The following is a 13,604-nucleotide window of genomic DNA, read 5'->3' as shown; positions in this document are numbered from 1 at the left end:
TCCGGCGTTTAATAGCGAAAAAGTGCGCGCAACATCTGGCCCTCCTGCTCCACTATATTGCTGTTAAAATCTATCGAGTGTTTGTTGATTTCATTGCCCTTTACCAACGAATCATCCTGTGTTTTGACATATGACTGCGCGCCCTGATTCTGCAGCCCTCCAATGGCTTTCTCCTGATCCGCTTCGCGGGTTTTACTTGCGGAAGCCAAGGCACCAGCATTGTTGGCCATCTGCCCCACAGCGTTACCTATCATCGTCCAGACCTCACCGCGAGAGACGCCCACAGCTGCGCCAACGACCATCATCACGCCGCCAATAATGCCGCCAACCGCCCCGCGCACCGCGGCACAAAAGCTACTTACAATGGCTTTAACATTTTGCTGCATAGCGTTGACTTCAAGCCCCCAGCCCAGGGCCTGTTTCTTTTGGTTAATAAGCTGCAGCGTGTCGCGCAGTTTATTTATCAGCATCATCATCCTGATAAGCTTTTCATTGATGCCAGCAAAAAAATCGGTTATATAGGACGTTCCTTCGCTGCTGCCCTGAACATTAACGCTGCCATTAACAAACAACGGCTGATTTACGGGATTACAGCCCCTCTCAACACCCGAATTAATATTATGAGATACAAAAGAATCTTCAGGAAAAACCACTCTGCACATACCTCCTCCTCAGGCCCGTTGTCCGGCAATATTTGCCAGCACAGTGCCACTGTTATCGATAATTTCTGAGCAAATTCTCAGGGTATTTATGCTATTCTGATACGTTTGTTCGAGCCCCTTTTGCTGCGTTTTCTTGCGGTCTTCTGTCCAGTTCTGCATAAAATCGATATAGCCCTGCTGTACCATCAGGTGATCAATATCTCTTTGCAGTTTTGCACTGGCGAGGGCTATAGCAGAGGCCGAAATTTTATTCGCACCACTGGTAAAAATAGTAATACTTCTAATTAAAAACATAGGATTACGCGTGCAATCAATAACAACCGTTTTCACTATGCTCCAGCGCAGATTTTTTAAAATGGCAGCGCGAAGTTTTTTCGCCACCACCTCTTCACTTTTTTTCAGCAGATCCTTACCGGCGCCTTCGATAGCGGTTTCCACCAGCGTCCCGATACCTTTGCGGGTAAAACTTTTACTGATGCTGCGTACCATGTCCGATCCGGCCTCCAGCTCATGAGCGGCAGTTTCTGCCGCTATCTCACCCACCTCAGCCATCCCGCACTCAAGCGCCATGCCGGCGTCTTTACTTACCATCCGGCTGACTTCCTGCCCGGCTTTCTCTGCCAGTGTCTTCAGCTCACTCTCTGTACCTTTGACAATGGCATCGGTGAGCGCTTTACCTGCGCCCGTATCCAGAACCTCTTCAGTGGCTTTGGTGATAGCGCGGACGGCGCTGATACCACGGCAGATCTGAAAAATATCCAGCGTCAGCGCTACTCCTTCACAAACCATTTGCCCTGTCCCTGCTGCATTGATGATGTCATCGCAAACCGACTTATCAGCCCCGAGCGCCTCCGCGGTCTCTGCGCCCGCTTTAACCATGCCGGCCATCCCGGCCGAGAAATACGCTGCACCATCGGTAATCGCCAGCGGATCAGCCGTTAAAATACCTTCAACCATCTTCAGTACACCGATCACGGCCTCAGCGCCGCCGATTATCCAGTCAAAAACCGCGTTGACGATCCCGGCTTTACGCACCTGCTCAGCCTGTTCAACCGCTTTATTGATTTGCTCCTGGTATTCCGCAACCTGTTTATCACGCAGTACAGCCTGAACCTCACTCATATGTTCGAGCTGCCTGCACAGGGCATCGGCACTGTTCCCGCAAGCTTTCAGCACTAACTGCGTCATCATCAGAGATAACATCATGGGATCCATTTCCAGCACATCGCGCACCGTAGCACACCGTGTACCGTCACCTTCAGACTGAATGCCCATAAGCTTGCGTAACGCCTTATCTGCCTCCTGCTGACTGACATATCCCCGGCGTTTTACACCCTCATCTTCGTCAGCAAATTGCGCCGGAGCACAAAAGTGTTCGCCTAATGCTCCGCTGGCTATCCGGGCTGGCTGAACCCGGGCGGTGAGAGGCCGGCGGAAAAACACATCACCGGCGAACGGGGTACCGTTAATTTGCATCCGGTTCATTATCTTCTCCTGTTTTGCTCAGGCCGGCGCGTGCGCGCCGGCGTATATCCGCCACTTCCCTGTTTTCATGGTTACCTCCCTGATGCTCTGCACCACATACCAGCAATGCGGCCCGAAAGGCTTTGGCCGCCATCGGCAGATTACCGCAGGCGAGATAACACTCCCCTGCGGCACAGGGTACCTTCGCCTCTGATACTCTTATTTTTGCGGCACGTCCGTAAGCATAGATGGCATCACTCCAGGCTGCCCCCGCCCGGCAACAGGCGCCCAGTTCAAACCAGTATTCAAAAGACCACGCATCGCAGATGGTCAGAATCTTAAAGATCCGGGCCGCCGCACCGTACTCCCCTGCGCTTGCCAGTTGCCGCGCATAACGCTGCAAAATATCCAAATCTGCACTGATATCCTCAGCAAAAAGCATCCGCAACGCGCCGCCCTGCTGAAAAAAACGCAGCACGATATCTGACTCCGGGACGTCCGTTTTCATCATCAGTACATCTTCTGCGCAATCATGCTGAGTAAGTCACCCAGTTTATTGTTTGCTCCGGCTGACTGGGTGATAACGGCATTGATCTCCTGAGATATTTTCTGAATTTTGAGTTGTTCCTGGGTCATCAGGTCGGTATCGCGGTTCGCACTGTTATCAAGAGCCGCTTTGACCGCCTGCAGCGATCCCTTATCGAGGCCATCTGTATCCCGATGCTTACTGATGTAGTCATCAATCGTCATACCATCGACGAGAATGCCGTTATCGTGCATATATTTGATGACCTCATCGGGGACCGGTTTACGGGTTTTATCATCACCTTTTGCAGCGTCGGCAATAACTTCATCCATTCGGTTAGCCATATCCTGAGTATTGCGCGCACGATCGGCGCTGGTATTTATCCTGGCAAAAAGTGCATTAGCTATTTTTTGTAAAGCCAATCGCAAATTATCGAGGACCGATAAGGCGTAGGTGAAAGGATTATTACTATCCGGGTTATCCGCAACGGTATTATTATCGCCGGTACCCAAGGTAATATCCGGCGTTGTGAAGCCCGGGGTGTTAAAATTAATACGATGATTTACTGACAGGTTTCCGCTCATATTTTCACCTCAGCAGTACTATTGGTTTGGTTGCTAACAATATGTTTAAGTCGCGATTGCAGTTGCTTCAGGGCTGCGTTCAACACCTGAATATCCCGCTCAGCCCGGCGTCCCACCTCTTCAGCCCCCAGAGGTATCAGAGCCTGCAGGTCGTTAAGCTTTTTCGCGGCAGCAGGGTCAGTTGCAGCCCGCTCCCTGAGTTCAGCTGCTGCCAGCTTCAGCCTCCTGAAGTCTGAATAGAACCGGCACAGCCGGGAATATTCCCGCTCCATTCTTTTTAGTTCAGCATCAATATTGGTTTTCATCATCTGGTTTTACCGGTTGATTGTGATAGCGATATACGATCACCCTGATGATATCTTCAGCCTGAATGACTGCCTCCAGCAATAAGGTGAACTGCTGATGTTGTTCCCGGGTAACCGGTTCGTTCATCGACTGCTGCAGCCGCATTTTTGCTGCCCGCAATATGTTTAATCTGTCCTGCGCCAGGCTGACAGAATCGCGCACACTATCTTCTAAATAAGTCAGCGTTGACATAGTGTTACAGGCTCAAAAACCAAAAGAATAGTTAATCAGTCCGTCAGGAAATCTTATCGTTACTGCCTCGTCTGTCAGGGCAGCAACTTCCCCGCCCTGTGGCAGCCGGCTTCCCGTCCTCAGGCGCTCACCATTTTTCAGCAGCAGGTAGAGCCCCTGCTGACCACGGATAACAGCGACGACCGGCGAAGGGAGACGCTGGCTGCCCTCGCCGGACGATGCCACATTCTGGTAACTCAGCGCGATCCCGGGGAACTGCTGACGCAATTGCACCAGAATAGCGTTCAACGATTGCCGCTCATCCCTATTCAGTATGCCGCTGATGACGAAAGCCTGATCCACTGAGGTTACGCTGACTTTTTCTGCCAGCCCCTGCTGTAACAGGCTGTCAATCAACGCGTTGATTTGAGTTTCATGACGGTTTTCGATATGCAGATGTTTCAGACCGGGGATCGCCATCAGCTGCTGCTGAATACCCGCCCAGCGCTTTCCCATCATGATACCGGCGTTAATGCTGATCTCTCCCGGTGCGCTGCTGGTGATTTCTGCCTCGTCATACCCTGCCCGGGTCAGGACATCCCGGACCTGTCTGATAAGCTGATCGGTGCACACCACATGATCCCGGTACATCACCCCCCATTCGCCCAGCGTCAGACGCACGCTTTGCAGGCGCTCGCTCTTCTCACAGTAGCCGGAGAGCCGGAGTGTGCCGTTCTTTTCCCGGGTTACCGTGATCTGTGTCAATCCGGTTTGCCGCAACAGTTCTGTCACCCGGGAAGTCACCGGCTGCGGTGGCGGCAGATTCCCGTTATTCATCAGGATCAACGCGGAAGTCCCCGTCAATATCAGACACGCGAGCACCATCCCGCATAACAGGGCTGATCGTGTGCGACGAAGCGGGTAGCGGGCTAAATCAGCATGATGCTGACCAAACGCCATCGTCAGCCCCAAAGCCTGTACCACGCCCTCCCCGGGTAATGGCTTACCGGCCTGATGCCGGCGGCCATTAATCCGCACCGGCGCGCCCTCTGTATTGATCATCAGTCCTGCCGGTGTTGCGGTGAATTCCAGCCTGTCACCGCCGTGCAACGGAATACAGAGATCACAACCGCGCTCGCCGACCGAAAGAGACCCGCCGGCCAGACAGACTTCACGTCCGTGCAGCACGCCGCCGAGTAAACGGATTTTCCACTCGTTATCCATGGCTGTTATCACTATTGGCTACCGTGGCTTTGATAAGAAACAGACGGATAACACTGTGGGTCTCATTATGTTCGCTGCTGAACAAATGCCCGACAATCGGTATATCGCCAAGTAACGGGATTTTATTCTGCGTCTGCGTCTGTTTATCCTGTTTAAATCCCCCAAGCAGCAGACTCTGCCCCGGACGGAGTGTGGCCTGAGAGGCTATCTCAGAGTTTTGTACTTCCGGTAACGGTTCATCCTGACTCAGGGGCGGGTTTTGCTGACCATCCTGGATATTAAGGCTCAGCATAATATTCTGCCTGCCCTGTTCGTCCACCAGCCGCGGGGTTACCCTGAGGAGCGATCCTGTCGTGATAGATTCGAGTTTTGCGACTTTGTCACCCTGCAATTTGGTGTAGAAGGTGATGTTTTTATCCAGTACCGCCTGGATGTTATTAAGCGTCACCACGGACGGCTGCGACAAAATATAGGCATGGGAATTTTTCTCGAGTGCCGACAGCCGCACCATAAAGCCCGGCGTGTTGCTGATGACAGTGGAAAATCCCCCGCCGGTGTTACTGTCAGGGCCGTTAACGGTGACAGAGCCGCCGCCGAGAGAAAGCGCCGCACTCCAGTCAATACCGAGCTGACTGATATCGCCGGCATCAACATCAATAATCGTGACCGAGATTTCTATCATCTGTGGTCGTTTATCCAGCTCACTGATGAGTTTGCGGTAACCCGCCATATTGACCGCACGATCCCGCACAATGACGGCGTTTTGCCGCGGATCGGCGGAAAACATCGGTAATCCCTGTGTTGCGGCTGAACTGCCGGCAGCGACCGGCGCACTGCCACGACTCATATCACGCAGTACACTGACTATCCCGGGGACGACGACATTTTGATCGCGGTACTGGTACTGATCATCCACCGCCGTGGCATATTTGAGCGGGAACACCACAAGACTGACGGTATCATCCCGGCGGCGGGTCATCTCTCCATCCAGCATTGACGCCAGCTGAGTAATACGCGCGGTGCAGGCGGGAACCCCGCTGATATCAACAGCATTAACACCGGGGATGGTGCGCGCTTCACAGCTGCTTTTTTCCGGCACGTCCCGTTTACGCAGATAACGGATAAAGTTACCGGCCGGCAGCGTTTTCAGGGGAATGACGCTATGCGCCACACGTGATGAGGGGTAAACAAACAGCGTATAACCATCAAACCAGGTTACTAAGCTATATTGTATGGCTAATTTGTTCAGAATTTTATCAGGAGAAGCAGGCGGGATCGTGCCACTGAATGTTTCTGTAATTGCCGGGTCGATGACCACAGGCGTGCCGGCGTTTTCCGCTAAATTTTGCAACAGCGATACCAGTGACATTTCCCGGGTACGCAGCGAAAAATTATCGCCCTTACGGGAGAAGGTTTGCGCGTGAGTACATAAACAAAAAAACAGCGCCGGAAATACCACCCTTCTTTTTATTTTCATACCGGCCTCACATCTTACTATTTTTCTGACTGACGATTACGTTTGCCAAATATCGTGTCAGCGCCAGATGCTTTTCAATGTCGGTGGCCATTTTTTCAGCTGATATATTTTTGTCATAATAACAGCTCAGCCACCCGCCATCGGGTATTAACTGCAATGCATAATCATGAGTTTCCGGGCAGGCCGCAAGTAACAGAGTGATATACTTCACGGTTTCAGGAAGAAGGTTATCAGTATTGTCAATAAAAACTGACAAAACCAAAGACCGCGAACACAAATATCCGCGCGCCATTCTGCCCTCTAATATCATCAATATAATTGCGCTATCAGGTGCAATGCGTAACTGCTCGACTTCAGGGATTTTTTTTAATTTATCAAACATAGATCAAGCCTCCTGAACTGTGTTTATAGTCGTTCAGAACCACCTGAGCGCACATCAGCAAAAAACCTGATATTTTTTCCTCTGCATCTTGCCATCATATTCACTTACAAATTCACACAATATTTTTACCCGATATTTATTACGCTCTATATTAATTAGATTTTTTTACCTGAATCGGGGATAAGACTGATACATTTATATTTTGACATCACAGATCTGATGACATTTTGTATTGTGAAATAGCACAAGGATAACAATCAATGAAAAATCAGCATTCCCTGGTGGGAAGATTAACATTACTGATATCTATTGGTTTGCTAATCATTTGGTTGATTACTATATCCATCACTACCTATATTTCACTAAATAACGACAGACAGCGGGTTATTGAAAATTTATCCCATATATCGCGCCTGCGAATGGCGTTAAGCAACTATCGATTTCAGGGTGCGGAAAGAGATGCGCTGGCGCTCGCCCAGCTCTACCGTCACTATGTACCGGCAGATACACCTCTTACCGCAAAAAGCGAGTGTCGTTATTTCCCTTTCAATACCGGTACCGGTACCGGTACGCCGCAGGATAAGCAGGCTAAGGATATGAGTTTCATTCAGATTTATGGTACTGCAGGCCAGACATACTATCTTGATAGCTTTATTCTTGACCGGGGCTATGGTATTTATCTTCTGCCTCCGCTCCATCATTCGCCCGATTATCTTATTCACAGACAAAATGAGCTGTGGCAATTTCCGCGCCGCGCAACGCATCATAATCTGTTCTGGGGTAAACCGGAATATATCCCCGGCGCCGGCTGGAGCGTCTCTGTCGCGGCGGCAGGCTCTCATGACATTCTGGTGGGTTTAGCGGTTAAACTTGATGATCTGCCCTCCTATGACCATAACGTTTCCGGCGGGAGCATCAATCTCTGGCTTGATAAACACAATCAGATTCTGCCCTTCTCTGCTCTTGCGGAAAACAACAGCGAAATTCTGCAAAAACAGTTGCTGAATGTCTCTCTCCACGACGGATGGCAGCAGATCCCGGGCTATCTGGTGCTTCGCAGCGAACTAAAAGGTCCCGGCTGGCAACAGCTTATCCTGTACCCGACAAGCGGGATGCTAAAACACACGCTTAACATCGTGGCGGAGCAGTTGCCTTTTGCCCTGACGACTCTGCTGCTGCTGGCGATGATGCTGTTCTGGCTGCTTCACCGCTATCTGGCCCGCCCGTTGCGGGACTTCGTCAGCATCATTGAGAAAACCGGGCCCGGCAAACTTTCCGCCCGGCTGCCGGAAAACCGTCATGACGAGCTGGGAAGCATTGCCCGCACCTATAACCTGCTGCTTGATGCCCTGCACAAACAATACGACAGCCTGGAAAATACGGTTGCCGAACGCACCCGTGAACTGACGATAGCCAAACAGCTGGCCGAACAGGCCAATAAGCGCAAAAGCAGCCATCTGACGACGATAAGCCATGAGCTGAGAACACCGCTGAGCGGGATTCTGGGCGCTCTCGAACTTCTGCAGCTAACCCCGATGAGTGAAAAGCAGTCACAGCTATCCACGACGGCGAGCCAATGTACGCTTTCGTTACTCAGCATCATCAACAATCTGCTCGACTTCACACGCATTGAATCGGGACAGCTATCACTGCATATCGAAGACACCCCGATACTCCCGCTGCTGGATCAGGCGATGCATACCATCCAGGGACCGGGGCAAAGCAAAGGATTAACACTGAAAACATTTGTCGGTCACCGGGTGCCGCTGGTATTCGGGGCGGACAAGATCCGCCTGCGGCAGATTCTGGTTAATCTGCTGGGAAACGCCCTCAAATTTACCGATAAAGGTGCCATTTACCTCAGCGTTAAACGCATCGGTGATTTTCTGATTTTCGCCGTGAGCGACAGCGGACAAGGTATAACACCTGCCGATCAAAAAGCGGTATTCGAGCCTTTTTTCCAGAGTAAGGGTAAGGGACACAGTCAGGGGACGGGGCTTGGCCTGACAATTTCATCCACCCTCGCAAAAATGATGGGAGGATGGCTTGAAATACGCAGTACACCGAAATTTGGTACCTGCATATCTCTGCTGCTTCCGCTCGGCAAATATCAGCCTCCCGAACCCCTGGCGGGTAACATTGCCGCACCGCTGGTTCTGCATCGCCAGCTCTGCGCCTGGGGGCTGACGTGTGAAATAGCCAGACAAGAAAATGTATTTAGTGCCGATGATCTTTGTTTCCTTCCCGGGAAGCTGCGTGAAACCGTTGTCCGCGCACTTTCCGGTGTGGTGAGTGAGGATACCGCTCCGCTTCCGGTACAGCCCTGGAGATTACATATTTTGCTGGTTGATGACGCCGCTATCAACCGGGATATTTTTGGTATGATGCTGGCTTCACTCGGTCAGCAATTTACCCTGGCAGAGAGCGGCGAAGAAGCACTGGCATTAGGCCGGCAGCAGCGATTTGACCTGGTGTTAATGGACATTCGTATGCCGGAGACGGACGGAATGGAATGCACCCAGCGCTGGCGTCAGGACGCTCTGAATCACGATCCTCACTGCATGATTATTGCACTCTCGGCGAATACCACGCCGGAGGAAATAAGCCGCAGCAAAGAAGCCGGAATGCAGCATTATCTGACCAAACCCGTATATATCAACCAACTGGCCAATGCGATTTCCATTGCGGCGGAATACCAGCTTGAGCGCGATATCACGCTTCAGGAGCAGGATTACAGCTCAGGGCATGCACTGCTTCCCATGGACGATGACGCTATGCGCCGCAAAATACGCCACTCACTGCATTTATTACTTTGTGAACTGGAGCACAACCTGGGCTCCCTGCCCAAAACAAGCACGTTGCTGCATACCCTGAAAGGTTGCCTCGGTCAGGCGGGATTAACGCCTCTGGTTTGCAGCATCATTGATATGGAAAATCGCGTACAGCATGGCCTGACTTTAGCTAAGGAGGAAATTACCGAATTTCGCCACATTCTGAATTCAGCACTGGATGCATAAATCAGTGCCGGCCAATGAGGCCGTCTATCAAGAGGTAATACACATGCACGATCATAAAATCCTGCTTATCGACGACCATGAACTGATTGTGAATGGGATCATTAATCTGCTCTCCCCCTATCCCCGCTTTCAGGTGGTCGCCCACATTGATGATGGTCTGGAGGCTTACAATGCCTGCCGTATCCATGAACCGGATATTGTGGTACTTGATTTGGGCTTGCCCGGCATTAACGGGCTGGATCTTATCCCGCAGCTGCTTCGCCGGTTACCCCACACGGCAATTCTGGCCTATACCGCCCATATGGAAGAAACGATGGCAATACGCACGCTAAGTGCGGGTGCGATGGGTTATGTGATGAAAAACAGCAGCCGTCAGGTGCTGTTAGCAGCATTACAAAGCGTTGCCGTAAAAAAATACTATATCGACCCCGCGCTGAACCGGGAAGCCATTGAGACCGCGCTTCGCACCAAAAATGATTGCACGGAAATACTCACGCCGCGCGAACGGCAAATTCTCAAACTTATTGCCGATAGTTTTACCAACCGGCTTATCGCTGAGCGGCTGTGCATCAGCGTTAAAACAGTGGAAACGCATCGGTTAAATATTATGCGAAAACTCGACGTTCATAAAATCACCGAGTTACTTATCTGCGCACGACGACTGGGTTTGATTGAATAACGGACTATATTTCGGGTATTACAGCACTCTCAGACCGCCCGGATATAACGGCGGATGACTGATCGCTTTCCGCTGTTTTGTTAAAATATAAAAACGCCCGATGAGATTCATCGGGCGTTTTAAGGCTGAAAAGTGTCCGCCTGTATCAGAACCCGCCAATATTACCGGAATGACACAAACTTCCTGACGCGCCTGCAGGCCTTTATTTACCGCGTTCTGTTTTTGTAAGGTGCGACTCTTGCTATATCTGCGGTATAATTAAGCACAGGTTCCTCATCGTTAGTCCATTCCCCGATAGTTACCGTATATTTATCAATAATCACCAGACCGTCAAAACTCAAATCATCAGATGATACCGCGTTTTCTAAGGTATCTCTTTCTTTTCTTTCCGGTTTTCCCTGCATAGATAAAGGTGTTTCTGTAAATTTTATCTTATAGCCACCACCCAGTCCTGATGTTGATGCTGCTGATCTCAGCGTTCCCGAGCCCTTATATTCACGACATGCGTAAAAAACAATACTTTTGTAATGCGCTATAGATTTACCCGGTTTCATTAATTTCACTATATCGCTTAATTTTTTTTCTTCTTCAAATTCACTCACTGATGAAAAATCCACCATTAAATTATCTTTAAAATTAATTCTGTTATCTTTTACTGCAGCAATATATTCCTCATCCGGTGTTTTTTCGTAATATTTAATTCTATAGTTTTTCACTTCATCTAACGAAGCCTCTCCCATTGTTTTTTTCAATACCTGTATACCCTCTGATGTTATGCGGGTATGTATTTCCGGGTATTGACCCGATGCAAATAATGATTCGGTGGCGGAGCGGCCAAATTGTTCTTCCGCTTCAAGTAGTTTGTCCTTATTCGGACCGAGAAAAATAATGTCTTTATCTTTAGGTATTAAACCAAAATTAAGGTTATTATCGTGTGTCAGATACCATCCATGTCCACTCAATACCAGTGTGTCAGCCCTTTTATTTTCTTGAGTCCATACTTTTAATGGACCACACGATTCCTCAATCACATCTATTTTTTTTAATTTGTCTAAGGCGATTATTTTTCCTATGGCTTTATTTTTACGGCTGGCGTATTCACTACTCACATCAGATTGATACTGCGGGTTATAATCAGCCTTATTTGGCCTCTCAATTCGATTATTACCTTTATCGTCATTTGAATCCATACCGGGTAGAATCAGGTTTCTTCGGCTGGTATACATTGACTCCACATCATTTATTATATTTGAAAACATAGCAATAAGAGATGCAATAGATAAAAAATAATCCAGTTGCTGACGCACTCTTATTTTTGCAATGTCTATATCCTGACTTAAATAATATCTCAGAGAGTCAGCCTTATCCCTCAGAGTGAAATCTTTCAGTTTTTTTTCCTCACCATCACGTACATTCAGGAATATATCCGGATTAGGTAAATATCCCAGCGTCACACTAACAGAATAGAAGTAATGTTGTGCGACTTCCTGCAGTATATTACTTCCCGGCGTTGATACGAAACCAGTCATTTTATTAATCAGATATTCATACGTATCCTGATCACTCATTACCCGATTTCCATTATTATCTCTTTCATTAAATATTGAATTATCAAAAGATGCCTTTGAACTTATCCCGCAAATATATAGCGCGTAAGCTAAAAGCGATTTTCTTGCCTGATATGCAGGACCATAAATAACTTTATAGCTATCAGGAATAGATTGTATATCACGAACTACCTTTTCAAGTATTATCCCGGCAGATATTTCTTCAAAAGGTGGATAATAATATCCATTTTTTAAAACAGACGTTACAAGCAATGGTCTGAATTCAATATCAATTCTGTTATGGAGTAGTTTTGTTAAATGATACAACTCGACCTTAAGATATTCTATGCGCTTGGTGTTTGATTTATCTGTTGCATAAAGTTCATCAGAAACCACACGAATATGAGATACAAGCATAACTTTATCTTTCTTCATGCCGGCAGAATACCCGGAAATTGCATTTTTATAAAGATGATACGTATCATAAAATTTCATTTCATCCGGTGTATTTCCTCTTTGTTCAATAAAAGGAATAAATTCAGCTAAATTTCTTTTTCCGGTAACCAGATTATAAACTTTCAGATTAATATCGCTTGTAATGTTCTTATTGGTAAGTACTGTTATTTTTTTCAATGAGAACTTATCAAGTCTTGGGTACTTTTCTGATTCTTCTGTTTTTAAATATTCAAACATATTTAAATGTTCAAATTTATTTTTCGACAAAAAACAGACCGCTAAGTCATAGTCATCCAGTTGTTTGAATTTTTTATGATTTTTTATAAAAAGTTTCAATCTGCAAAATAAATAATCCTTATTATTTTTATCATTTTGATTGGAAGATGTAATGAAATCAGAACAGGCTCTTTTATGCTTTTCAGTTTCTGATAAATTTGATTGATTAGTATCCTTTTTATTGAAAAAAGTCACAATATCGTCATAATTATGTTTTCTCAATTTCACAGTTTTTTTATCATGATTGAATAAATAACGTTTAGACCTGTGGTGATATACATCAATATTATTTTTCGCATCCTGTTCTACTTTATATAACGTATTTAGCATGGATGAGTCATACTTGCTATTATTAGTGGTAACATTTGATCCAGGCATAGTATAACTATCACCAAACGTCGTTTTGTTACTTTCAGATATTGTGCCAGCTGAAGGGGTGACTGATGTATTAGCTAACGATGACATATTAACCAGCATTAGCATTGCATATACTGTTTGTTGCTGATTTATATTATCTGAATTCAGCCCCGGAGTCTTACCTAACCGGGGGCCAATCCCGGCTAATTTATTATTACCACCAATTTCTTTGATGTATTTATCAGAAATATAGTTAGCTCGATTCCCCATAGCTATTCGGTGATTTTGTGCTGTAGTGGGTATACTTTTACTATTTGTCAATAATTTCATTATTTAATCTTTCATTAACAGGGGGCAGAAGAATAACCTTCAGAAATGACGAGTTACTGAAATATTATCATTAACAGTACCGGACGAACGTGTTGAAAAGTTATTTG

General features: G+C 47.5%; 12 protein-coding genes. 2 read left to right on the top strand and 10 right to left on the bottom strand.

Going from position 1 to position 13,604, the window contains the following annotated elements:
• Nucleotides 1-8: 8 nt before the first annotated feature.
• Genes ACF8OF_RS05835 through ACF8OF_RS05795 form a run of 9 tightly spaced genes read right to left on the bottom strand, consistent with a single transcriptional unit; the run spans nucleotide 9 to nucleotide 6,835 of the window.
• Nucleotides 9-662 carry a type III secretion system effector protein gene (locus tag ACF8OF_RS05835; RefSeq protein ID WP_392496003.1) on the bottom strand — a complete coding sequence of 218 codons (654 nt, stop codon included), beginning with the start codon at nucleotides 660-662 and terminating at the stop codon, nucleotides 9-11.
• Nucleotides 663-671: 9 nt separating this feature from the next.
• Complete coding sequence (gene sctE / locus ACF8OF_RS05830; RefSeq protein ID WP_392496001.1) at nucleotides 672-2,147, bottom strand: type III secretion system translocon subunit SctE; 1,476 nt, start codon at nucleotides 2,145-2,147, stop codon at nucleotides 672-674.
• Entirely contained in the window at nucleotides 2,128-2,634 is a 507-nt protein-coding gene (sscA, locus tag ACF8OF_RS05825; protein ID WP_392496276.1) for a CesD/SycD/LcrH family type III secretion system chaperone SscA, read from the bottom strand. Before sscA ends, sctE begins: the two co-directional genes overlap by 20 nt.
• Nucleotides 2,635-2,636: 2 nt before the next feature.
• Nucleotides 2,637-3,236: a secretion protein gene (locus tag ACF8OF_RS05820; protein WP_392496000.1), complete on the bottom strand. Its 600-nt coding sequence runs from the start codon at nucleotides 3,234-3,236 to the stop codon at nucleotides 2,637-2,639.
• Nucleotides 3,233-3,544: a hypothetical protein gene (locus ACF8OF_RS05815; RefSeq protein WP_392495999.1), complete on the bottom strand. Its 312-nt coding sequence runs from the start codon at nucleotides 3,542-3,544 to the stop codon at nucleotides 3,233-3,235. The genes ACF8OF_RS05820 and ACF8OF_RS05815 overlap by 4 nt, the downstream gene beginning before the upstream one ends.
• Entirely contained in the window at nucleotides 3,525-3,773 is a 249-nt protein-coding gene (locus tag ACF8OF_RS05810) for an EscE/YscE/SsaE family type III secretion system needle protein co-chaperone (RefSeq protein ID WP_392495998.1), read from the bottom strand. Before ACF8OF_RS05810 ends, ACF8OF_RS05815 begins: the two co-directional genes overlap by 20 nt.
• A gap of 12 nt (nucleotides 3,774-3,785) precedes the next feature.
• Nucleotides 3,786-4,976: a type III secretion system inner membrane ring subunit SctD gene (sctD, locus tag ACF8OF_RS05805; RefSeq protein WP_392505292.1), complete on the bottom strand. Its 1,191-nt coding sequence runs from the start codon at nucleotides 4,974-4,976 to the stop codon at nucleotides 3,786-3,788.
• Nucleotides 4,969-6,453 (bottom strand): EscC/YscC/HrcC family type III secretion system outer membrane ring protein, encoded by a 1,485-nt coding sequence (locus ACF8OF_RS05800; RefSeq protein ID WP_392495996.1) that lies wholly within the window; start codon nucleotides 6,451-6,453, stop codon nucleotides 4,969-4,971. Before ACF8OF_RS05800 ends, sctD begins: the two co-directional genes overlap by 8 nt.
• 7 nt (nucleotides 6,454-6,460) lie before the next feature.
• A complete protein-coding gene (locus ACF8OF_RS05795; RefSeq protein ID WP_392495994.1) occupies nucleotides 6,461-6,835 on the bottom strand; it encodes a pathogenicity island protein in 375 nt (124 codons plus the stop codon).
• Nucleotides 6,836-7,095: 260 nt separating this feature from the next.
• Here ACF8OF_RS05795 and ACF8OF_RS05790 point away from each other — a divergent pair, with 260 nt between their 5' ends.
• Nucleotides 7,096-9,852 carry a two component system sensor kinase gene (locus ACF8OF_RS05790; RefSeq protein ID WP_392495992.1) on the top strand — a complete coding sequence of 919 codons (2,757 nt, stop codon included), beginning with the start codon at nucleotides 7,096-7,098 and terminating at the stop codon, nucleotides 9,850-9,852.
• Between the two features lie 43 nt (nucleotides 9,853-9,895).
• Nucleotides 9,896-10,531 carry a two component system response regulator gene (locus ACF8OF_RS05785; RefSeq protein ID WP_025153506.1) on the top strand — a complete coding sequence of 212 codons (636 nt, stop codon included), beginning with the start codon at nucleotides 9,896-9,898 and terminating at the stop codon, nucleotides 10,529-10,531.
• 206 nt (nucleotides 10,532-10,737) lie between these two features.
• Here the strand turns inward: ACF8OF_RS05785 and ACF8OF_RS05780 are convergent, their stop codons facing one another.
• Complete coding sequence (locus ACF8OF_RS05780) at nucleotides 10,738-13,497, bottom strand: putative adhesin (protein WP_392495991.1); 2,760 nt, start codon at nucleotides 13,495-13,497, stop codon at nucleotides 10,738-10,740.
• Between the last annotated feature and the right edge of the window lie 107 nt (nucleotides 13,498-13,604).

The sequence above is a fragment of the Morganella sp. TYF_1 genome (assembly GCF_043105645.1).
In the GTDB taxonomy this organism is placed as follows: domain Bacteria; phylum Pseudomonadota; class Gammaproteobacteria; order Enterobacterales; family Enterobacteriaceae; genus Morganella; species Morganella morganii_B.
This window is presented reverse-complemented; position numbering and strand designations above follow the sequence as displayed.

Excerpts from the sequence above, each read along its gene's own strand:
- ACF8OF_RS05800 (WP_392495996.1), bottom strand. The coding sequence starts at position 6,453 with ATGAAAATAAAAAGAAGGGTGGTATTTCCGGCGCTGTTTTTTTGTTTA.
- sctE (WP_392496001.1), bottom strand. The coding sequence starts at position 2,147 with ATGAACCGGATGCAAATTAACGGTACCCCGTTCGCCGGTGATGTGTTT.
- ACF8OF_RS05790 (WP_392495992.1), top strand. The coding sequence starts at position 7,096 with ATGAAAAATCAGCATTCCCTGGTGGGAAGATTAACATTACTGATATCT.
- sscA (WP_392496276.1), bottom strand. The coding sequence starts at position 2,634 with ATGAAAACGGACGTCCCGGAGTCAGATATCGTGCTGCGTTTTTTTCAG.
- ACF8OF_RS05815 (WP_392495999.1), bottom strand. The coding sequence starts at position 3,544 with ATGATGAAAACCAATATTGATGCTGAACTAAAAAGAATGGAGCGGGAA.
- ACF8OF_RS05810 (WP_392495998.1), bottom strand. The coding sequence starts at position 3,773 with ATGTCAACGCTGACTTATTTAGAAGATAGTGTGCGCGATTCTGTCAGC.
- ACF8OF_RS05785 (WP_025153506.1), top strand. The coding sequence starts at position 9,896 with ATGCACGATCATAAAATCCTGCTTATCGACGACCATGAACTGATTGTG.
- ACF8OF_RS05820 (WP_392496000.1), bottom strand. The coding sequence starts at position 3,236 with ATGAGCGGAAACCTGTCAGTAAATCATCGTATTAATTTTAACACCCCG.
- sctD (WP_392505292.1), bottom strand. The coding sequence starts at position 4,976 with ATGGATAACGAGTGGAAAATCCGTTTACTCGGCGGCGTGCTGCACGGA.
- ACF8OF_RS05795 (WP_392495994.1), bottom strand. The coding sequence starts at position 6,835 with ATGTTTGATAAATTAAAAAAAATCCCTGAAGTCGAGCAGTTACGCATT.
- ACF8OF_RS05835 (WP_392496003.1), bottom strand. The coding sequence starts at position 662 with ATGTGCAGAGTGGTTTTTCCTGAAGATTCTTTTGTATCTCATAATATT.
- ACF8OF_RS05780 (WP_392495991.1), bottom strand. The coding sequence starts at position 13,497 with ATGAAATTATTGACAAATAGTAAAAGTATACCCACTACAGCACAAAAT.